Annotated in this window: 18 protein-coding genes and 2 tRNA genes; 13 read left to right on the plus strand and 7 right to left on the minus strand. The window is 46.7% G+C overall.

The genetic code is table 11. The annotated features are described in order from the left end of the window. The first annotated feature begins 481 nt into the window (after positions 1–481). Together ltrA and AAIG11_RS04485 are read left to right on the plus strand one after the other, a co-directional pair. Positions 482–1,291, plus strand: a complete 810-nt coding sequence (ltrA, locus tag AAIG11_RS04480; RefSeq protein ID WP_343185051.1) for a group II intron reverse transcriptase/maturase — start codon at positions 482–484, stop codon at positions 1,289–1,291. Positions 1,292–1,318: 27 nt separating this feature from the next. After that, the gene (locus AAIG11_RS04485) at positions 1,319–1,735 is read left to right on the plus strand and encodes a group II intron maturase-specific domain-containing protein (protein WP_343185052.1); all 417 of its coding nucleotides are present in this window, start codon (positions 1,319–1,321) and stop codon (positions 1,733–1,735) included. 128 nt (positions 1,736–1,863) lie between these two features. On the opposite strand, the gene AAIG11_RS04490 is transcribed toward AAIG11_RS04485, so the two are convergent. Then, positions 1,864–2,670 (minus strand): histidinol-phosphatase HisJ family protein, encoded by an 807-nt coding sequence (locus tag AAIG11_RS04490; protein ID WP_343185053.1) that lies wholly within the window; start codon positions 2,668–2,670, stop codon positions 1,864–1,866. A 282-nt stretch (positions 2,671–2,952) separates the two neighbouring features. Between AAIG11_RS04490 and AAIG11_RS04495 the strand changes: the two genes are divergently transcribed. Next, positions 2,953–3,093 (plus strand): hypothetical protein, encoded by a 141-nt coding sequence (locus tag AAIG11_RS04495; protein WP_283407631.1) that lies wholly within the window; start codon positions 2,953–2,955, stop codon positions 3,091–3,093. Between the two features lie 119 nt (positions 3,094–3,212). Here AAIG11_RS04495 and AAIG11_RS04500 read toward each other — a convergent pair whose 3' ends face one another. Next, positions 3,213–5,156, minus strand: a complete 1,944-nt coding sequence (locus AAIG11_RS04500) for an ABC transporter ATP-binding protein (RefSeq protein ID WP_343185054.1) — start codon at positions 5,154–5,156, stop codon at positions 3,213–3,215. Beyond that, positions 5,140–6,918: an ABC transporter ATP-binding protein gene (locus AAIG11_RS04505; protein WP_343185055.1), complete on the minus strand. Its 1,779-nt coding sequence runs from the start codon at positions 6,916–6,918 to the stop codon at positions 5,140–5,142. The genes AAIG11_RS04500 and AAIG11_RS04505 overlap by 17 nt, the downstream gene beginning before the upstream one ends. A 42-nt stretch (positions 6,919–6,960) precedes the next feature. On the opposite strand from AAIG11_RS04505, the gene pdxR reads away from it, so the two are divergent. Beyond that, the gene (pdxR, locus tag AAIG11_RS04510) at positions 6,961–8,475 is read left to right on the plus strand and encodes a MocR-like pyridoxine biosynthesis transcription factor PdxR (protein WP_343185056.1); all 1,515 of its coding nucleotides are present in this window, start codon (positions 6,961–6,963) and stop codon (positions 8,473–8,475) included. 102 nt (positions 8,476–8,577) lie between these two features. Then, positions 8,578–9,474, plus strand: coding sequence for a diacylglycerol/lipid kinase family protein (locus AAIG11_RS04515; RefSeq protein ID WP_343185057.1), 897 nt, complete (start codon positions 8,578–8,580; stop codon positions 9,472–9,474). 82 nt (positions 9,475–9,556) lie between these two features. On the opposite strand, the gene AAIG11_RS04520 is transcribed toward AAIG11_RS04515, so the two are convergent. Together AAIG11_RS04520 and AAIG11_RS04525 are read right to left on the minus strand one after the other, a co-directional pair. After that, positions 9,557–10,006: a bactofilin family protein gene (locus AAIG11_RS04520; RefSeq protein WP_343185058.1), complete on the minus strand. Its 450-nt coding sequence runs from the start codon at positions 10,004–10,006 to the stop codon at positions 9,557–9,559. 27 nt (positions 10,007–10,033) lie between these two features. After that, complete coding sequence (locus AAIG11_RS04525; protein ID WP_343185059.1) at positions 10,034–11,029, minus strand: M23 family metallopeptidase; 996 nt, start codon at positions 11,027–11,029, stop codon at positions 10,034–10,036. 109 nt (positions 11,030–11,138) lie between these two features. Here AAIG11_RS04525 and pepV point away from each other — a divergent pair, with 109 nt between their 5' ends. From pepV to AAIG11_RS04545, 4 genes are all read left to right on the plus strand, one after another. Further along, positions 11,139–12,551, plus strand: a complete 1,413-nt coding sequence (pepV, locus tag AAIG11_RS04530) for a dipeptidase PepV (RefSeq protein WP_343185060.1) — start codon at positions 11,139–11,141, stop codon at positions 12,549–12,551. 122 nt (positions 12,552–12,673) lie between these two features. Further along, positions 12,674–12,844 (plus strand): DUF896 domain-containing protein, encoded by a 171-nt coding sequence (locus AAIG11_RS04535; RefSeq protein ID WP_343185061.1) that lies wholly within the window; start codon positions 12,674–12,676, stop codon positions 12,842–12,844. A gap of 47 nt (positions 12,845–12,891) precedes the next feature. Next, positions 12,892–14,049, plus strand: coding sequence for a sensor histidine kinase (locus AAIG11_RS04540; protein ID WP_343185062.1), 1,158 nt, complete (start codon positions 12,892–12,894; stop codon positions 14,047–14,049). Position 14,050: 1 nt separating this feature from the next. Beyond that, entirely contained in the window at positions 14,051–14,710 is a 660-nt protein-coding gene (locus AAIG11_RS04545; protein ID WP_343185063.1) for a response regulator, read from the plus strand. A 170-nt stretch (positions 14,711–14,880) separates the two neighbouring features. Here AAIG11_RS04545 and AAIG11_RS04550 read toward each other — a convergent pair. After that, positions 14,881–14,967: transfer RNA gene (locus AAIG11_RS04550), tRNA-Leu, on the minus strand. A gap of 144 nt (positions 14,968–15,111) precedes the next feature. On the opposite strand from AAIG11_RS04550, the gene polA reads away from it, so the two are divergent. The 4 genes from polA (at position 15,112) to AAIG11_RS04570 (ending at position 20,380) form a co-directional block, all read left to right on the plus strand. Further along, positions 15,112–17,799: a DNA polymerase I gene (gene polA, locus AAIG11_RS04555; RefSeq protein ID WP_343185064.1), complete on the plus strand. Its 2,688-nt coding sequence runs from the start codon at positions 15,112–15,114 to the stop codon at positions 17,797–17,799. A 10-nt stretch (positions 17,800–17,809) separates the two neighbouring features. Further along, the gene (gene coaE / locus AAIG11_RS04560; protein WP_343185065.1) at positions 17,810–18,454 is read left to right on the plus strand and encodes a dephospho-CoA kinase; all 645 of its coding nucleotides are present in this window, start codon (positions 17,810–17,812) and stop codon (positions 18,452–18,454) included. Positions 18,455–18,470: 16 nt separating this feature from the next. Continuing rightward, positions 18,471–20,117: an ABC transporter substrate-binding protein gene (locus AAIG11_RS04565; RefSeq protein ID WP_343185066.1), complete on the plus strand. Its 1,647-nt coding sequence runs from the start codon at positions 18,471–18,473 to the stop codon at positions 20,115–20,117. A 176-nt stretch (positions 20,118–20,293) separates the two neighbouring features. Then, positions 20,294–20,380: transfer RNA gene (locus tag AAIG11_RS04570), tRNA-Leu, on the plus strand. 82 nt (positions 20,381–20,462) lie between these two features. Here the strand turns inward: AAIG11_RS04570 and AAIG11_RS04575 are convergent. Continuing rightward, positions 20,463–21,740, minus strand: a complete 1,278-nt coding sequence (locus AAIG11_RS04575; protein WP_343185067.1) for an alanyl-tRNA editing protein — start codon at positions 21,738–21,740, stop codon at positions 20,463–20,465. Between the last annotated feature and the right edge of the window lie 27 nt (positions 21,741–21,767).

The raw sequence follows: 21,767 nt of genomic DNA on the forward strand, positions 1-21,767 counted from the left end.
TGCGGGTCGACAGTGCCAAGCACATAGCTTAAGGCAAGGGTGTCCTCGGTGACGAGGAATCTGAAGGAAGCCGGCGGCAAACTCCTGGTCCGACGAACAGGAACCACATATAAGGCCTAAGCCTATGGATAAGGCTGCTAAACAAGTCGAAGTCCAAAACTGTCCGAAATAGGCAGGGTAAATGTGGCGGATAGGTGGGAGGAAAGATTGCGTTCTTACCCGGGGAGATCTCAGGGATACGTCCAAACATAAAGGACAACCCGTGCAGAGATGCATGGCTGAACCCTGAGAAGTCAGCAGAGGTCATAGTACCGGAAATACCAGGAAGGACCGAACACGAAGCGGTGAAACCGCCGAAGATTTCAGACCGTACAAAGATCGTAGAAAATCGAAGCTGAACGGGACAGCCCCCACCGTTGGAAACGGAAAGGACCCCGGTAGCGCGTAGTACGGCTGAGCAGAATTGGAAGGAGAAACCAAGATGGAAACGACAGAAAAGCTATTGGAGAAAATTGTCCATAGGGACAACCTGAACCTTGCGTACCGAAAAGTCAGAAGCAATGGAGGCAGTCCCGGCATCGACGGCATGACAGTGGAAGAAGCTCTGCCCTACCTGCAAAAGCACGGCAGAGAGCTGACAGAAAAACTACTGGCAGGCACCTACAAACCCAGTCCCGTCCGAACAGTGGAAATCCCCAAACCCAAAGGCGGCACCCGAAAATTGGGAATCCCCACCGTCATCGACCGAATGATCCAACAAGCCATTGTCCAAGTCATCAACCCACATTTTGAGGAAATCTTCAGCGACAACAGCTATGGATTCAGAGCCGGACGAAGCACCCATGACGCCCTTCGGAAAGCCAAAAGCTACATCGCCGAAGGAAGGCGACAGGTAGTAGACATTGACCTGGAGAAATTCTTCGACAAAGTCAACCACGACATGCTCATGCACCGGGTAGCCAGAGTGATTAAGGACAAACGTGTCCTGAAACTCATCCGCGCCTACCTGAAAGCAGGCGCCATGGAAAACGGCGTCATCACCCGGGACGAATGGGGCACACCCCAAGGAGGCCCTTTAAGCCCACTGCTGAGCAACATCATGCTGGACGACCTGGACAAAGAACTGGAACGAAGAGGGCAAGCCTTCGTACGCTACGCAGACGACTGCAACATCTACGTCAAAACACCCCGGGCAGCAGAAAGAGTCATGGAAAGCATCACCCAGTACATCGAAACCAAACTCAAACTAAAAGTGAACCGGGAGAAAAGCAGCGTCGACAGCTTCTTCTGAAAGACATTTCTGGGCTACGGCTTCTACATGCGAAAAGGAGAAGTCCACTTCAAAGTACCCAACGACAGAATCAAACGCCTGAAGGATAAAATCTGCCAACTCACCAGCAGAAAATGGTCCATCGCCATGGGGTACAGGCTGCATAAACTCACCCAACTCATGAAAGGCTGGGTGCAGTACTACAAAATGGCCGACATGAAAAGCTTTGCGCTATCAGTGGACCAATGGACCCGCAGAAGACTCAGAGCTATTCGCTGGAAAGAGTGGAAGAAAATCAGGACAAAACTCGATAATCTCGTTAGGCTGGGAATAGACAAATCAAAAGCATGGGAATATGCCAACTCCAGGAAGAAATGTTGGCGCATATCAGGTTCATGGATCTTAACAAAAACCCTGACCAACCAATACTGGTTGAGCCAGGGATACAAAGATTTCAGTAATTAATATCTATCCGTTAAAATTGATGCTTCGTGAACCGCCGTGTACCGAACGGTACGCACGGTGGTGTGAGAGGTCGGTAGCTGAATTAATCAGCTACCCCCTACTCGATTGCAGCTAGTTTTGTGCCGTTGTTAGAGGAGTTTGTGAATCGAGTGAAAAGTTGGTTTGTGTTGCTTGAAGGTAGTGACATACTTAAAGCCAAGATCGTCCAGATAATGCAAAATAGTGGGGAACTTATAAGCCAGCTCATCCAGCTGATGTGTGTCTGAGCCGGTGACGATCACTTCGCCGCCACATTCCTTGTAGAGAGCCAATAGATCTCGTGAAGGGTGCGCATCATTCAAACCATAACGAAATCCTGATGTATTGACTTCGATGCCTTTCCCCTGAGCTGCCAGCTGGCGAAAAATAGTGGCAGCAATATCCAGAAAATCAGTTAGTGGAAGAGGCGATTCGAAAGATCCATATCTTTTAATCATATCAAAGTGGCCAATGGCGTCAAAAGGTGCCCCTTCTCCGATGATTTGGAGCATGTCATCATAATAGTCCAGGTATGCATGGCGTTGGTCGCGTTCCTGAAAGTATGGGCCGGTATAAATATCTGTTTTTTTGGCGCTGTGAAGAGAGCCGATGATGTAGTCAAAAGGCCACTTCTCTGCATCGGCCGCATAGTTCTGCAATACATGAGGCTGCAAACCAAACTCGACGCCGGCAAGCACTTCAATCTGTTGGCTGTATTGCTGTCTGATCCGGGTGATTTCATCAAAAAATGCCTGATATGAAAAAGAAAAATGACTGCCTGCGCCATCGTAGTCATAATCCATGTGATCTGTAAAACACAGCTGCTGGATTCCAAGCTGAATAGCACGTTCCACCAGAAGATCCATCGGGTGGCTTGCGTCAAATGAATGGTGTGTGTGAACATGAAAATCAAACATGAGTGAGCTCCTTTGAGTTTTCTTTTCATTCTACCTATTATGAGAAAGAATGTCAAAAAGAAATGACTTAAAAGAGATTTATTCAAGGTCGTCTTGCAAAACGTAGAATTATTTGAAGGATATCGATCAAATGCAGGATCGAATCGTTTGCATAAACAGTGAATGCATGAAATTTTGCAAAATGAAAGATGAATAAAAAAAATTTCAAATTGCAGTTGACAGACAATATTAGCTTTGCTATAATTTCTTTAACAGCATTCAACATGAAGGAGGGAATCGTCAATGAAACCAACCGAAAACAAGGTGGAAAAAACCGGAAAAAGAGTAAAATGTGGGGTATTGACATGTATTCATTGCGTGATGAATACCTGCATGGTGGATGCCTGTGATATGCAGGAAAAAACTTTAATGCAAGAAGGATAACATAACTTTCACAATACACAAAACGCCCTTTGCTGACCACGTGGCCAACAAAGGGCGTTTTGCATGAAATAATATTATTTTCCCGCAATGATGCATTATTCAAATGAATCGTTACGGGGTCATGCAGAATTGTTCTCCTGATACTGCAAACGATATAGGCGGTAATAATAGCCGCGCTTCTTTAACAGATCTTGATGATTTCCCATTTCCACAATCTCTCCCTGATGAAGTACGATGATTCGGTCACAATGCTGAATAGTAGAAAGTCGATGGGCGATGGCGATGGTGGTGCGCCCCGCCATCAGCCTGGGGATAGCCTGTTGAATCAGACCTTCTGTTTCTGCGTCGATATGGGCAGTGGCTTCGTCCAACACCAGAATGGAAGGGGAGGCGACCAGTGTTCTGGCAAAAGAGATAAGTTGTTGCTGACCCGTGGAAAAATTATTACCTCGCTCCATCACCGGTTCGTCATAACCATTGGGAAGCTTGGAGATAAAATCATGAGCATTCACTTCTTTGGCAGCCTGTTCGATCTGTTTTCTGGAAATATCTGGAAGATACAGGCTGATATTTTCGGCAATGGTACCTGAAAAGAGAAAGACATCCTGAAGAACAATGCCAATTTCACGGCGCAGAGCGGATTGTTTGATGTTACGCAAATCAATGCCATCGATGGAGATGCTTCCCTTTTGGATGTCATAGAAACGGGCGAGTAGATGGATTAATGATGTTTTTCCGGCGCCGGTTGCGCCAACAAAAGCGACAGACTCGCCAGGGTGAATGTTAAAAGAAATATCTTTGAGTATCCAGTCTTCTTCCTGGTAGGCAAACCACACATGATCAAAAGTAATGTGCCCCTTTAAGTTGGCGGGAGTCAACGCTTCGCTATGATCTTTGATATCTGGTGCTCGATCGAGGAGTTGGAAAATTCGCTCAGATGACGCCATTGCCGATTGAAGAATATTGTATTTGTCCGTCAGGTTACTGATGGGTTGAAAGAACTGACGGATATAACTGATGAACGCAAATAGAATGCCAAACTCGATGGTTCCGGATATTACCTGACGACTTCCAAAATAAACAACAGCAGCCAACGCAAGGGAACCAATCATTTCGACAGCAGGGCGAAATACAGAAGATATTCGGTTTTCTTTTTCGTTGGCAATGAGATGCTCGTGGTTCAAGTCGTCAAAGCTCTGGAACTGCTGTGCCTCCCTTGCAAAAACATGAATGGTGCGAACGCCGGAGAGGTTTTCGTTGAGACTGGTATTAATGCGGGCCAGACGAGTGCGCACTTCACGGTAGGCATCTCTCACTCTAGAACGGAAAAACCAGGTGGCCAGCAGTACAAAGGGAATTAGACTAAATGAAACCAGGGCCAGTTGCAGGTTGAGGCGAACCATGATGATCACAATGCCGACAAGGAGGAAAACATCCTTAAATAGATTGACCAGAACGCTGGTATACATCTCATGAAGGGTCTCTGTGTCATTGGTGATTCGTGTTACCAATCGTCCCACGGGTTGACGGTCAAAATAGCCAAGAGACATATGTTGCAGATGGTCAAAGAGTTCCTGGCGTATTGACATGATAATACGGTTGCTTGCATAATTCAACAGATATACCTGCAAAAAATTCATAATGAAACCGGCGATAAAGATGAAGACCAGCAGCAAAGCCAACTGCATGATGGCCCGATAGTCTTGTTGGCGTAAGTAGGTGACAGCTTCATCAGACAAAGGAAATTGACGACCCTCAGTTGACAGGTGATAACGAACTCCGTCTTCTTGGTAAATGGTCAGCGTCTTGTCAGTTGCTGTCACATCGAAATGCTGTCTGGCAGTATCATGCAGGTCGTAGGTTTTGGTGCTGTAATTAAGATGATCATCAATGGCCACCTTAAACAGGTAGGGTTGAGCCAAGTCGGTCGCTGCAATAAAGGCCAGCAATACGATGCACCCCATAATCAATGCAAGGTATGGCTTGGCGTAACTGAGGAGACGCATCATCAGGCGACTGTCATAGGTTTTTGCCAGCTTTTCCTCTTCATGGAAGGTATTCATGGGTAGCACTCCTTTCACCGGAAGACAACTCTTCTTCCAGCTGCTGTCGTTGATGCTGGCGAGCATAATAACCATTCAACAGAAGCAGTTGCTCATGGGTTCCTGATTCAATGATTTGACCATCTTCAAGAACAAGAATACGCTGGCATTGCTGCAGTGTAGACACTCGGTGGGCAATGATAAGAGTCGTTGTATTGGTGATGGTTTCTTTCAGGCTGTCGAGAATTTGTTTTTCGGTTTGAGTATCCACGGCAGAAAGAGCATCATCGAAAATGAGTAATGCTGGGTTCTTCACCAATGCGCGGGCAATGGCCAGACGCTGTTTTTGCCCGCCGGAAAGGGTCACGCCCCGTTCTCCGACAATTGTATGGTATTGTTTTGGAAATCGACAAATATCGCTGTGAAGTCCGGCTTTTTCAGCAGCTTGTTCAATGGTTTCAAGGCTGATGGTATCAGTACCAAAGGCGATATTATCGGCGATGGTGGCAGAAAAAATAAAGCTGTTTTGCTCGACATAACCCACTTGATTTCGCAAGTTTTTCAAAGAAAGCGCTTTGATTGGATGACCGTCAATGGAAACATGGCCAGCATCAACATCATAAAGCCTCAGCAGCAAGGTCGGCACGGTGCTTTTTCCACTGCCGGTCTTTCCCATGATTCCCAGGCTCTCGCCAGGTGAAACCGAGACAGAAAAATCTTTCAGAGCTTCGGTATCACTGCCCGGATAGCGGAAGGAAACCTGGTGAAAAGAAAAAGCACCTGACATGGCGCGTAAAGAAATGGGCGTTGATGCCTGTTTGATATCCGGTTCAACTGCCAGTACTTCATTAATGCGGGAGAGGGATGCAGCGCCCCGTTGAAGAATGTTGATAACAAACCCAATAACCGGAACTGACCAAACCAGAGAAATCAGATATGCATTGAAGGCAACAAAATCACCCAATGTGATGGTTTGATACAATACCAGACGGGTACCGTAGAGCAGTGTGACCACAAAGCTGATCCCGGAAATGAACTGAATAGCAGGGTGAAAAGTGCCGAACAGCAATGCCAGTTTCATATTATTTTGAAACACATCTTGATTTGCTTCGTGAAAGCGTTGCATTTCAATATCTTCACGCGCAAAAGACTTAATTACGCGGATGCCGGAAATGTTTTCCTGCACCTTTTCTGTCAGCATGGAAAACGACCGCTGTACCTTTTTAAAACGGTGGTTAATGGCATCGCCGAAAAGATAAATGGAAAAGGCCAGTATGGGCATGGGAATCAGGGCGATCAGTGTCAGGCGTACGTCGGTGGTGAGCATCATCATTGTAATGGCAGCGATGTTGAGAAATAATGCGTCGGTGAGGGTGATGACTCCGGCGCTGGCAGCCATTCTGACGGCCATAATATCGTTGGTGGCATGTGCCATCAAATCTCCTGTCTTTTTTCTGCTATAATAGGAGGGAGAAAGGCTGAGCAAATGATCGAAAAGTTGATTGCGCAGCTCATACTCCAGCCTGCGGGAAGCGTTGATAATTAAAATGCGCCAAAAAAAACGAAAGACCATGATGAACAGGCCAATCAGGACAATCAACAGACTGTAGCTGAGCAACTGCTGGTGCCCAAGAGAGCCTGTCTGCAACCCGTCCGTTAGTCGACGCAGTATTTCGGGTATGATCAACTGGAGTGCATCGACTGCAAGCAACGAAAAAACTCCCAAAAGGTAGACCCACTTATTTTTGAGGGCAAAAGGAATTAGTGCACGATAGGTGGACATGGATTCACCTCTTAGTCCATTGAGTCTGAATGGAGGATTTTTATGGCAAACTGGATCAATCAGATCACTCTGAATGACCATAGCACAGAACACCGCTACATGCAAATATACCGTCAATTAAAAGAATTGATCATCGGTGGCGGCATCGTTCATGGAGATCGCCTGCCTTCTGTGCGTCAGATGGCAGCACATTTGAAACTGAATACTGTCACAGTGGTGAAAGCTTATGACTTGCTTGAACGTGAAAAACTGGTGGTCAAACGAACGGGTAGTGGTACGTATGTGAATGATGGAAAACGAACGTCGCTGCTAACCGGAATAGCCGAAGACGAATGGGACCAGGAAAGTATTCAACAGTTTCGGCAGCAGCAACAGTCGTTCCAGCGAACGGTTGTCATCACGGCAGACACCATTAATTTTGCAAGTGCTACACCCTCGCCGGATCTTTTTCCAGTTGATGACTTTAAGCAGGCATTGCTGACTGTTTTAGATAGAGATCAGGGTTATGCCTTTGGGTATCAAGATCCTCAAGGTTACCAGCCACTGCGGGAGGCGGTGAGGCAGCAGGCGTCTCTCGCCGGCATTCATTCGGACACCGACGACATTCTGGTGGTTTCAGGTGCTCAACAGGGGATCGATTTGGTGGCCAAAGGGCTGGTATATCCGGGAGATACCGTGTTGATTGAACGGCCTTCCTATGGTGGGGCCATGCAGGCTTTTTTTTCAAGAAGTGCCCGAGTAACAGATATTCCGCTGGAATCTGACGGTATTCAACTGGAACTACTAGAAAAATCTGTCAAAGAAACCAGGCCACAGTTGCTTTATGTCATGCCAAATTTTCAAAATCCGACTGGCATCTCTTATACCCGCGAAAAAATGGAACAAATCATTATGCTGAGTGAAAAATATGATTTCATGATTCTTGAGGATGATTATCTCAATGAGCTATCATTTCATCATCAACCGGTGATGACTCTAAAATCCCTTGACAGGCATGACAGAGTGATATACATCAAGAGCTTCTCAAAAATGTTCATGCCAGGGCTTCGATTAGGATACCTCATTGTACCTCGGGCAGCTACTCAAAAGCTGCTGGCAGCCAAGCAATCAAGTGACATCTCCACTTCGGGTCTTCTGCAGCGGGCATTGGAACAGTATCTTATTTCGGGGGCCTGGGAGCGTAATCTTGATGTGCTTACTGAGGAATACAGGAAACGCTTCGATCTTATGACCCAGCATTTAAGGAACCAGTTGCCCGAAGGCGTTCATTTTCAAACACCAGCGGGGGGATTAAACTTCTGGTTGCAGATGCCCCGGGAAATCAATGGTCAGTTGTTGTATGAATCAGCCCTTGAGCGCAATCTGGTTTTCGCTCCCGGCAGGTTATTTTATCTCAGAGATCCGGAGGATAACTGTTTGCGGTTAAGTATTGCGGCGGTTAAGTCGCAGCAACTTACCAACGGTATTCGCTTGCTGTCAGGTTTGATGAACCTTCGTCTGCGGCTTGACCGACCAATGAGCGATGCATTAATTCACTATCAGGACCCAATCTTATGATTCATCACCTGAGAGTGCTTCAGAAAACATAAACAATAACTTATGAGCAAAGATAAACTCATTGGGCGCATCTTTTTGACGCGACAGAATCAGGAGGAAATCATGAAAAAAATTGGAGTGATTGTCAACCCAAATGCAGGGAGAAAGCTGGCGTCACAGCGGGCAGAAGAATTGCAGGAGCTGTTGTCGATAAGGGGTATGAAACTGAGCTTTCATTATACAAAAGCAGATGAAAATCTGGAACTGGTTCTTTCACAAATGGTGCCTGAAGTAGAGCAGTTGGTGGTGATGGGTGGAGATGGTACAGTAAACGAAATTGTCAACGGCATCATTAAACAGGAAATCAAGCATCCGTTGTCCATCTACCCCATGGGAACGGTGAATGATTTTGCAACTTATTTACAGATTCCCAAAAATATCAGGGATTTTTCAGCCATGATTCATAAGAATCAACACCGTAAGGTTGATGTGGGCCTTGCTGGAGATCGTTATTTTCTAAATGTGGCAGCGGGCGGACTCTTGCCGGAACTGGCACATCGAGTTTCTTCAGAAGCAAAAACGGTACTGGGAAAATTTGCATATTACATGGAAGGGATAAAAGAATTTCCAAAACAGTTTTTTCACCCCATTCCCATTCAGCTTGAAATTCATGGGAAGGTGGAAACCATGGACACCCTCTTTTTTCTGGCGGCCAACAGCCCTTATGTGGGCGGTTTTCGAAATCTGGTACCAGGCGCGTTGGTGGATGACGGAATGCTGGACCTTCTGGTGGTGGAAGCCGGCGAATTACAGGATGTGGCGAATGTGTTTTTCAGCTTTCTTCGTCGCAGGGTGGAATCTGACGTCAAACCTGTGCGTGGGATGAAGCACTACCGGGTTCGTGAATTTAAAGTGATGTCGTCGGAAGTGGTGGATGTAGATGTGGATGGGGAGTTGGGTGGGCATCTTCCCTTGTCATTCACCATAGTTCCCAAATCATTGACATTACTGGTTCCCTGAATCAGGTCAAAAAATTTCGCGAAAAAACCGCCGGTTTTTCCGGCGGCAGTCATGTTGAAGGTAATCATCAGTACTGAAACAGTTAACGGTTTCTTCGGCTGGCCCCACCTTGCCGTGAACTGGAATCCTGCTGTTGGGAGGGTTCAGTGACAGATGAGCTTCCTTGGCTTGTTGAATCCTGCACCATCTGACACTTGCCATCGAAAGTGCCCTGCTCATCGACAATAAAAGAGCGGATACTGGCATCCCCCTGCAGAGTGCCGGTGGCGGTAATGTGAAGCTGACCGCCGGCTGAAATATTACCCTCGACTCTGCCGGCCAATAAGAGGTTCTGGCAGGCGATATTTCCTTTGATACGACCACTTTCGCCAATGATGAGATCTGCCTTGCTGATGATTTCACCTTGCACTGAACCATCCACACGGAGAGGTTCTTCAGTTTTGATGGTACCCTCAATCACTGTTGCTTTTCCGATCAGAGTGTCAAATTTTTCGAACTGAGGCTTGGCTGATTCCTGTTTTTTATTGAACATGGGACCTCCTTGTTTTTTAGGGTTAAGTTACTGTAAAATTGTCAAAGGGTCAACGGGATCTCCATGAACCCGTACTTCAAAATGAAGATGCGAACCGGTGGCTCGTCCTGTTCGGCCCATACGGCCAATCAGATCGCCTTTTTCCACCCGGTCGCCCACCTCTACCAGATTTTGACTATTATGGGCATACACGGAGGTATATCCATACCCGTGGGAAATGATGATCATGCGACCATAACCGCCGTTATATCCCGAATAGGTGACGATGCCGCTGCCTGCGGCAGCGATGCTGGTGCCGGAACTGTTGGCAATATCAAGACCTTGGTGAAATTCTGTACGTCTGCGGTTTGTGGGGGAAACCCGGTAGCCAAAGCGAGAAGAAATACGGCCTGAAGCAGGCCACTGATTAGGCTGGGCATCCAGATAATCCAGTTGTTTTTCCACATCATCAACCAATTGAGTCATGGAAGTGGTCTGTGATTCAATGAGTTCACTAAGGTGAGCAACATCAACCTCGTAAGTATCGTATACAGGTCCTTGTGAACGACTGTCAGAGGAGCGGGTGACCAGTAGAAACTGGCGGGAAAAATAATCTTCTTCCGAACCCGTGGGATCCTCCCCGGTTTCTGTCAGTGTTTCTTCACCAGATGAATCGGTTTCCAGGCCGACCATATGTAACACCTTATTCTCCAGCTCACTCAACATCGACAATCGCCCGTCAATTTCATGGAACTGATCTGTGAGTGTGACGATTTCCTGCTGATGCCGGCGGTTTTCCTCCGTCAGTTCAGCCACTGTGATTTTTTCAGCTATTAATGCCTGTTGAGTATTTTCCAGCTGGTTTGAAAAGCGCGCGGTACTGACAGACAGTAACGTCAAAGTCAACACAAGTACGCCTGATAAAATTCCTGGAAGCCATGTGGGGCAGGTGAACTGCCGAATTTTTTTGGCATCATTGGGAACCAGCATCAGAGTCATCCGACTTTTCTTTCGGTGCGCCAGATGTGGCGGTTTCTTCAACATAGCAACCCTCCTTACGATAATCATTATAACGGAAAAAGCAAAAGATGCAAACCTGCTTCTGCCGACAAAGGCAAAAAAATGCAGATGAAATTCAAGAAGGAGTGATGACATGAAGCAGTACATGAAGCAGTATATGGAACTAACGAACAGGTACAGAGAGTCGATCATTCACCATTCACAGCAGCTGGTGCGTATCAAAAGTGTGGAAAGTGAACCGCTGCCCGGAATGCCATTCGGCGAGGGTGTTAATCAGGCACTGGTGTACATGTTACAGTTAGCTCGGGAACTGGGATTTGAAACTGCAAATGTGGATGGATACGCAGGTCATGCTGATCTGGGAACGGGAGAGGAAATTGTTGCGGTACTGGTTCATCTCGATGTGGTACCTGAAGGAACTGGGTGGGAGCATCCTCCCTATGGCGGCGAAATTCATGATGACAAGATATATGGCCGCGGTATCATTGATGATAAGGGGCCTGCTGTTGCGTCCCTCTATGCCATGAAAATTCTGGCGGACACAGGACTGCCGCTGCAAAAAAAAATCAGGTTGATTTTTGGAACAGACGAAGAATCCGGATGGAAGGACCTGGAGGTTTACTTTAAGCATTATCCAAGGCCCAAAACAGGCTTTTCTCCCGATGCAGAGTTTCCATTGATTCATGGAGAGAAAGGCATTCAGATTTTTGATCTTAAAGGTCGGTGGAATCAGGATAATGCAGATGTGGTTATTGAGGAAATAAAAGGCGGCAATGCTCCCAACATGGTGCCCGACAGTTGCTGTGTGAAGTTGGCGGCTGCGGAAAATCTGAAATCAGCCATGAGTGAGTCGTTTCTTTCTTTTAACCGAAGAACCGGATTTGAGTTAAGCATGGAAGATCTTCAGGAAAAAGTGATCATTACGGCACCGGGTGTTTCTGCCCATGGCAGCACCCCTGAAAAAGGGAAAAATGCCATTTCACATATGTTACTATTTCTGGCAGAGTGTCCGGGTTTGAGTGAAGGGGTCAGCCGTTTGATTGGGTTTTATAATCAACATATTGGTCTTGAAGTCAATGGTAAGGCCATGGGATGCGGCTATGAAGATGATGTATCGGGAAAACTGGTGTTTAATGTTGGGCAAGTGAAAGGCGACCAACATGAAATAACATGGACGGTCAACACACGTTATCCCATTACAATTGAAGGAGAACAAGTGCTGAAGGGTATGGCACCAGTTTTGAAACGGAACAATATTGAACTGATCATGCATGAAGATGTGGAACCGCTATACGTTCCCAAAGAAGATGAGCTGGTGCAGAAACTCATGCAGGTATACCGCGAAGCCACGGGAGATCTGACCAGTGAGCCCTTTACCATAGGTGGTGGGACGTATGCCCGGGCGCTTGATAAAGGTGTTGCTTTTGGGCCGTTGTTTCCCGGACAGGAAGAGTTGGCACATCAAAAAAATGAGTTTATGAAAGTGGAAGATCTTCTGAGGATGACCAGTCTATATGCAGCTGCCCTGGCATCTTTGGCAGGTTGATGGTCTAAAGATAGAACCACAGCCACATATTTTGATAAAAATTAGGACCTTGTGATTCATTCTTGTACCTTTATGGTATGATGGTTGTTAGAAATGAGCGAGGAAGAAAAGGAGCGACGCAAGTGCTTGATCAACAGAAAATAGAACGAATTAATCAATTAGCTCAGAAGAAGAGGACGGTAGGCTTGACTGAAGCTGAAACCATTGAGCAACAGGAGTTGAGGCAAGAATACCTGAAAGCCTTTCGTCAGTCTTTCAGAGGACAGCTGGACAATATTGAATGGACTGATTAAGAGAGTGTTTGCCGTTGCAGACACGGCCAAGCGGGAGGGTACGAAAGATGGCGCAGGAATATGTTAACAATGCAGAAAAAATGAACCAGGTGCTCAGCCGCATTTTTACAGCCATTGAAGAAAGTAAAGAAGAAATATTTGAAATGACTGACACTCTTAACAAAGAGTGCTCCCGCCTGGAAGATAAACTAAGCCATATAAATGATAAGGTGAAAGCGGTTATCGATGAAGTCGAGGTGTTGGAACGCAAGGAAAAGAGAAGTCGGCGGGTACTGGTGGACGTCAGCCGGGACTTTTCCCGTCACAGTGAAGAAATGATTCGAAATGCCTATGAACAGGCCAATGATCTTCAAATTCAGCTGATCATTAAAAGACAGGAAGAAGAAGAACTGGCCAGAGAACGAAAAGATGTTGAGATGCATATCCGCAATGCCCGGGCGACTCTGGAGCGGGCAGAAAGACTTACTACCAAATTTAGTGTTGCGCTGGAGTTTCTGGAAGGCAATATGGAAGACTTCAGCAATACCATTACAGACTTGGAACAGCGACAGCTGCTGGGGAGAAAAATCATCCAGGTACAGGAAGAAGAACGCAGAAGGGTCTCCAGGGAGATTCACGACGGGCCTGCCCAAACATTTTCCAACATTCTTCTTAAAATAGATTTATGCGAGAAGCTGATGAACATTGACATGAAGAGAGCGCGGGAAGAAACAGCGTCATTGAAACAAATTGTTCGTCAAAGCACCAAAGAAATTCGCAAGATTATTTATAACCTTCGACCGATGGCCATCGATGATCTGGGTCTGGAACCGACACTGCGCCGCTACATTGAAGATTTCGAAACAGATTCCGGTCTGAAAATTGTCTTCGAGGTTGTTGGAGAGCTTCAGTTGGAAGACGCCATTCATAAGCTGGCTCTTTTCAGAGTTGTTCAGGAAGCATTAAACAATGTGAACAAACATGCCAAAGCCACTGCCTGCACAGTTATGCTGAAAAAGGAAAGTGAGCAGGTGATGTTAATGATTCGGGATAACGGCCGGGGCTTTGATCTGAACAGAGTCAGGGTCAGTCAGGAAAACGGGTTTGGTATTATGAACATGAAAGAGCGAGTGGAGTTGCTCAACGGCAACCTTAAAATAGACTCAACACCGGGGCAGGGAACCATTCTGACGGTTACTCTGCCACTTCAACTTCAGGAGGTATAATATGGATAAAATCAGACTTCTCATTGTTGACGATCACTCTCTGGTTCGCCAGGGGTTGAGTCAGATCCTTTCCCTTGAACCCGATATCGAAGTGGTGGGAGAAGCCAGAGATGGCGAAGAGTGCCTTCAAAAGGTGAAGGAACTGCATCCCGACGTCACCCTTCTTGATATCAATATGCCCAACATGAATGGTATTAAAGCCTTGCGAAAACTGAAAGATATGGATCAAAACACGAAAGTGATCATTCTTACCTTTCACGAAGAGATCGAATACCTTTTTGAAACATTTAACCTGGGAGCCAATGGATACATTGTAAAGGACGCGGAAAGTGATGTGCTGATCCATGGCATCAGAGAAGTTTATAACGGTGTTTCCTATGTGTATCCGACAATGGCAGAGGGTGAAGCCAGCCAGTTGAATATGATTCGCCACGTTGAAGGAAGCGGCCAGGAAACACATAAGGCACAGTTAACCAAACGGGAATATGAAATTCTCACGCTCATTGCCGATGGCCTCAACAACAGAGAAATAGCCAACACCCTCTTTATCAGCGAAAAAACAGTCAAAAATCACGTGTCCAATATTTTCAAGAAGATTAAAGTGAATGACCGAACACAGGCAGCCATTTATGCGTATCGCAACAAGATCAAGAGCATCTGATACCTTACATAACGATGACCGGAATTGCCAGAATAAGGTAAAGCAGCCCATTGCCGGGAGGCTTTACCTTATTGCACTTTGTAAGACAACGTATTTTGCTTCCCAGTGGAACTGCAGGCATATTTGCACATGAAAAAACTCCCAGGTTCTCTGGAAGCTTAAGTCATATATGGTGCCGCGGAAGGGAATCGAACCCCCACGATGTTGCCATCGGCAGATTTTGAGTCTGCTGCGTCTGCCAGTTCCGCCACCGCGGCATGGTACGAAGAAAATAATACCAAAAGTGAGGAAGAAAGTCAAGGAGATTCTTTTGTAAGTGTTTCTTTTAGGACTGGCACTCATTTACGGCAACCCGTCAAAATGGTACAATGACAAAGAGTCTTCACGAAAGGATGGTTATCATGCCGGAGCAGATCCAGCGCAAGCTATTGATTATTGACGGTAACAGCCTGCTAAACCGGGCATTTTATGCACTACCTCCCTTAACCAACCGTGATGGTGAACATACCAATGCCATCTATGGTTTTTTAACGATGCTATTTAAAGCTGTTGAAGAAGTGAAACCAGATCATGCAGCAGTTGCATTTGATCTGAAAGCACCCACATTTCGACACGATACTTATACTGAATACAAGGCCGGTCGTAAAAAAATGCCCATGGAGCTGGCAGAACAAATTGAACCACTGAAAGAAATACTGGATGCCATGGGACTTTATCGCATTCAGATGGAGGGTTTTGAAGCAGATGATCTCATAGGAACGCTGGCCAGAATGGCGGAAAGTGATGGGATGACAGTGGCCATCGTTTCTGGTGACCGGGATGTCCTTCAATTAGTGACAGAGCAAACACAGGTGATGATCACCAAAAAAGGGATCACTCAAATGGATGTCTACGATCCTGACAGATTTACAGAGGAATATGGTATCCCGGTGGAACGGTTTATCGATCTGAAAGGTCTGATGGGGGACAGCTCAGACAATATCCCCGGCATTCCTGGGGTTGGACCAAAGACGGCGACCAAACTTTTACAGGAGTTTGGTACCATTGAAAATCTGTTGGAGCAATCAGAAGCAATTTCCAATAAAAAATTGAAAGAAAAAGTCGATGGCCATCGGCAAGAAGCTGTTCTCAGTAAAAAATTGGCAACGATTATTACCAACATACCCATTGAACTGAAGATGGATGACCTAAGGCTTGGCGAATTGTCGAATCCCGAAGTTGCCGCACTCTTTCGACGCTTAGAATTTAACAGTCTTCTGGAACGCATTTCTGCCCCGGCGGATTTCAAAAGCGAAAAGACTGCTGACAAGCATCTGTGGCCTGAAATGACCACAATAGAAGCACTACAGGAACTTGATGGACAGGTGCAACAGCACCAGGAAATCACATGGTACACGCTGACAGACACCAATGCAGAAGGGTGGCCGTCGCCGGTGGCAGCGGCTTTTACCATTGATGGCAATACCGGCTGGTGGCTGGATTGCCGCAACGGCTCATACGTGGCACTGGCAAGGGCGTGGATTATAAAGTGGCTGGGTGACCCATCAATTCTGAAAAAAGTACATGATTTAAAACTGGAGAAGAGGGCATGGGGAACTGTTCAGATACCCTTCAATGGAGCTCCCTTTGATGTAATGATTGCCGACTATCTGATCAACCCCTCCAAGGCTGCGTATGATCTGGAAGCACTGTCGCTTCACTATGACGGACAAAAAGTGGTGACATCCAAGGAACTGTGGGGAACCGGGCTAAAACGAAAGAAACAGACAGAACTGGACATGGAAGCCATGGTGGCTTATCTGGTACAGCGAACAGCATTGATTCATCGCCTTACACCTGAACTGAAAAGACAACTGCAGGAGCTGGAAATGTTGTCACTTTACGAATCTGTGGAAATGCCGCTGGCTTTTGTGTTGGCCGAAATGGAATCAGAAGGCATAGAATTGGATGCTGCGTTACTTAAGGATTTTGAGATAACCTACGCAAAACGAATTGATGATCTGATTAAACAGGTGCATGAAGTAGCTGGCACAGAATTTAACTTGAATTCCACTAAACAGCTGGGTGAAGTGCTCTTTGTCCGGTTGAACCTGCCACCGGTAAAAAAAACCAAAACCGGATATTCCACCGATGTGGCGGTGCTGGAAAAGTTGAAGAATGAACACGCGATCATACCCTTGATTTTAGAATACCGACAGATGACCAAAATTAAAAGCACCTATATTGACGGGTTGCTGGCCATCGTTAATGCGGGCACCGGACGCATTCACTCCACATTCCACCAGACGGTTGCCGCAACTGGCCGGATTTCCAGTGCTGACCCGAATCTGCAAAATATTCCGGTGCGTACAGAGATGGGAAGACAGCTGCGACGCGTTTTTGTCGCCAGAGAAGGCTGGCAGTTAATCGATGCCGACTACTCACAAATTGAACTGCGCATTATGGCTCACTTATCAGGGGACCCTGGTTTTATCAAGGCTTTCAAAGAAGAAGCTGACATTCATACTCGTACGGCCGCGGAAATTTTCCAGGTGTCGGAAGAAAGTGTCACCGGAGAAATGCGTAGCAGTGCGAAAGCAGTTAATTTCGGCATTATTTATGGCATCAGCGACTTTGGACTGTCCAACAATCTGAACATCAGCCGACAGCAGGCACGTTTGTATATTGACGACTACCTGCATCGCTATGCCAGTGTTAAGACCTATATGGATGAAATGGTGACGCGGGCAAGGGATAAAGGGTATGTCACCACTTTGCTGCATCGTATCCGATATATTCCCGAGATTAACTCAAAAAACTTCAACCTTCGTTCTTTTGGAGAACGCATGGCGATGAACACTCCCATTCAGGGAAGTGCTGCCGATATTATCAAAGTTGCCATGGTGAGGGTTGCAGATGAACTGAAGAAAGGAAACTATCAGGCGAGACTCATTTTACAGGTGCACGACGAATTGATTGTGGAAGCACCGCCGGAAGAGGTGGAACCGGTAAGCCTGCTGCTTCGCCAGGCGATGGAAGAGGCAGCTGAGCTGTCAGTTCCTCTGAAGGTTGACCTGTCGGTGGCAACAAATTGGTTTGATGCGAAATGAGGTAACGCACATGAAGATAATCATCGGGCTAACCGGCGGAATCGCCTCCGGCAAAAGCACTGTAGCAGCCATGTTAAAAGAAAAAGGGGCTTGGGTGGTGGATGCAGATCAGGTGGCCCGTCAAGTGGTGGAAAAGGGAAAACCAGCTCTCGATGAAATTGTGGAAGCTTTTGGGACGATGATACTTCAGGCGGATGGAACACTCAACAGAGAAGCATTGGGAAGGGGAGTCTTTGCGAATGATGAAAAAAGACGCCTGCTTAATCAGATCACTCATCCACGAATTCGGCGGGAAATGCTTCACATAATGAAGGTGTTTCGCGAGAATGACCCACGACAAGTACTGGTGCTGGAAGTGCCGCTGTTGTTTGAAACGGGGATAGACCAACTGGTGGATCAAATTTGGTTGGTGGACATCGAAGAAGAAAAACAGGTAAGGCGCTTGATGGAGCGCAGTAAGCTGTCAAAAAGGGAAGCCTGTGCGCGCATCCAGTCGCAAATGCCTCAAACGGAAAAACGGAAACGATCCCATATTCTCATTGATAACAATGGTGACCGACACATGCTCCAAAAAGGTGTCAACCATCAATGGGAGGAATTGATGATGCAACTAAACAACAAAACCGGGTCTAAGAAGCAAGATAACGGCTGCTGATGAAAGGGGAACTATTGTGAAGCAAAAACAACTATTGGGTCTTGGACTGGCGCTGCTCCTGTCAATCGCAGGCCTGACAGCCTGTCAATCTGACGTCGCTGAAATACCTGAAGAAATTCCGGAGGAAACCGCAGATCTGGACTATCATCCGGCTGACAGCCCGCCATTACGACTTGCGGTTACCAGACCAACACAGATGAATCCGCTGCTGAATGACAACGATACCCTCTTTCAGGTGTATCACCTGATCTATGAAAGTATGATCACCTTCGATGATCATATGAAACCGGAACCATTGCTGGCAGAAAGCTGGGAACTCGATGACCAGGGAATGAGCATTACGTTCAACCTGCGTAGCAATGTGACATGGCATGATGGCGAACCATTTAGTCCCGAGGATGTAGTGTTTACATTCCAGGTACTGCGGGAACAGGCAGCCAGTCTGGCCTACCCGAATCTTTATGTCAACAATCTGCAGCAGGTGTCCGATGTTCGTAAAACAGGGGATCATACAGTGCGTTTCACATTTACCAGGCCTTACTCAAATATGCTGGAAACACTGGCTTTTCCGGTGCTTCCCCAACACCTCTTCGCCGGCCAGAACCGAAATCGCCTCACCAGTAGTCAGTTTCCCCTTGTGGGAACGGGGCGCTACAAGGTGGAGAGTTTTGAGGCATCGCGTTCAATGAAGCTGCACTATTATCCCAGCTACTGGGGGCGAAAACCCTATATTGAAGAAATTGATGTCATTGTGGTTCCTGACCATCAGGCACAACTCAGCCTTTTTGAAAGTGGCGAAATTGACCTTGTGGAGCCATTGACTGTTGACTGGATCAAATATACTGATCATGAGGCTGTGAGTGGTATTTCCTATCCCTCAACCCAATATGAATTTATCGGGTTTAATTTTCGGCAGGAAATCTGGCAAAATCAAAATTTGCGCCAGGCAGTGGCCCACGCCATCGACAGGGACATGATTATGAAAAATATTTATTTTGGACACGGACACCTCACAGATGTGCCGGTGCTTCCCACTTCATGGCTTTACCATGGAGAAGAGCTTCGTTACACCCATGATGTCACAGAGGCGCGAAGGTTAGTGGAAAGCGTTGAATTGCCGGAGAGTGCCATTTTCACACTGCTGACTAATGATGGAAATCCACAGCGGGAAAAGATGGCCAATGCAGTGGCTGAAGCTTTGGCAGAAGTCGGAATCACCATTGAAGTGGAAACTGTTTCATGGCAAGTACTGCAAGAGCGGCTGGCTGCCGGGCAGTTTGATCTTGTGCTGACTGGCTGGCATTTCTCCATGGTGCCGGATTTATCCTTTGCTTTCCATTCCACTCAGGAGTCCGCCGGAAACTTTATTGGCTACGAGAATGCAACCATTGATCAGCTGCTGGAATCAGTTTTTGCGGCGCCCAATGAAACTCAAAAGCTGGAGCGCTGGCATCAATTACAACAATATCTACTACAGGAGGTGCCGTATGTCAGCCTTCTGTTTAAAGAGCATGCTGTGCTTCATCGTACTTCACTGAAAGGCGAACTGACTCCCAATCAGTTTAATATTTTCAGAGGGATTGAGTCAGCTTATCTGATTCCACAACGTGAAGATACCACCGACGATACAACATCTGCCGAGTCATCAGAAAGCGGTTCATAAAGCTTGACAGTCGATTCAAAAGGGTTTATACTGTTATAGTGTTTCGGTGAAAGGGCTATGTTGGAAGCTCAGCAAGCCGTAAACCTGCAACGTGACGTGACCGGCAAAGATTTCGGTCGGGGATAGGCGGTTTCGGGAGTTCAAGTTTCATTAAGAAGCCGGAATTTGCTGCATTAGCGAGAGTGCTGGAATCGGCAGACAGGCATGGTTGAGGGCCATGTGTTCGCACGAACGTGTGGGTTCAAGTCCCATCTCTCGCACCACAAAAATAACGCTGTCTCTCTCGGGAGGCAGCGTTTTTGAGTTTCTTTCAGAATCTCTTTCATAATGACCTGTGTCGGGCGATCACTTCATTGTCGGGGCTTTCCTTTCTTCGATGGATGCTTCATGCAGCCATTTTTTGATGTCTGCTTCCAGTGCGTCAAACATGAGGGGAAGCCCAGCCTTGTGGGTACCTCCACCTTGAGCGCTGACAGCGTTGCCACCACCCTTGCCTTCAATGTGGTGCAAATGTGACATCATCAATTCTTTTATTGAAAGACCTGATATATCAGTGGTGTTTATGAAAACGAATCGAACAGAAGGTGCAGTGGTTGCCAGCAGTGCTACACTGTTCGCCTCAGATTTTAGGATATTGGCGATTGATTGTAAATGCGGGGCATCCAGTGAAGCATATATCTGACGGATCACCCTGTAATGACCAAAAGAAATCGCCGAAGTCATCAACCGTTGTCCTTCCAGGTGACACCATTCAGTCTGCAAGGTCTTAAAGCTCTTTTTCAGATGTTGATAATCCTGTAAATGTGAAGTCAATGTGGTCAAAATCTGGTGCCGACCGGCAGACAAAAGGGTGCTGCAGTGGTCCAGCTCCTGCTGCATCAGCTGAAACTGCAAAAGGGCCCGTTGACCACACACAAATGTGATCCGGGTGCCTCCCTTGTATGCTTCGGTCTTAAGGATTTTCACCGGACCAATAGAGCCTGTCATGGAGGGGTGGGTTCCACTGCAGGCCGAGTGGTCAACACCCTCTATGGCAACAATGCGTACTGGGTCGGTGAGTTCCGGTGTTTTCCGTAACTTTAAACGGTTATATTCTTCAGTGCTTATGAGGCAAGTGGTGACAGGCAGGTTTCTGAAAACCAGTTGATTGACTGCGTTCTCGATTTCTCGGTAATTGTCGGAATGAAATTGGTTGCGGTCAAGGTCGATGGTGACAGTGTTTTCGCCCAAGTGAAAACCAATGGTGTTAGCGTTCCAATCTTTATATAAAACAGCAGATAACAGATGCTGGCCCAGGTGTTGCTGCATATGATCAAAACGCCTGATCCAATCGATTGTGCCAATAACCATATCGCCTGCATGAATGGTGCAATCATTATCGCTGGACAAGATATGCCAGACCTTCTCATCCTTCGCTTCAACGTGAATCACCTGAAAATCATTGAGCCAGCCCTGATCTGCAGGCTGTCCGCCGCCTTCAGGATAAAAGGCGGTTTGGTCTAGCTGCACGCGAAAAAGACCGGTGCTATCACCGGTCGCTTCGATCTCAGTTACCTTGGCTTTGAAATCAGTTAAAAATGAATCCTCCCAATAGAGTTTCCTGGTGTCATAAGGCGGGTGCATAAAATCACTCCTTTGGTTGAAAGAATA

Origin of the sequence: Anoxynatronum sibiricum, from assembly GCF_039414295.1 — a bacterium.
GTDB lineage: Bacteria > Bacillota > Clostridia > Peptostreptococcales > Tindalliaceae > Anoxynatronum > Anoxynatronum sibiricum.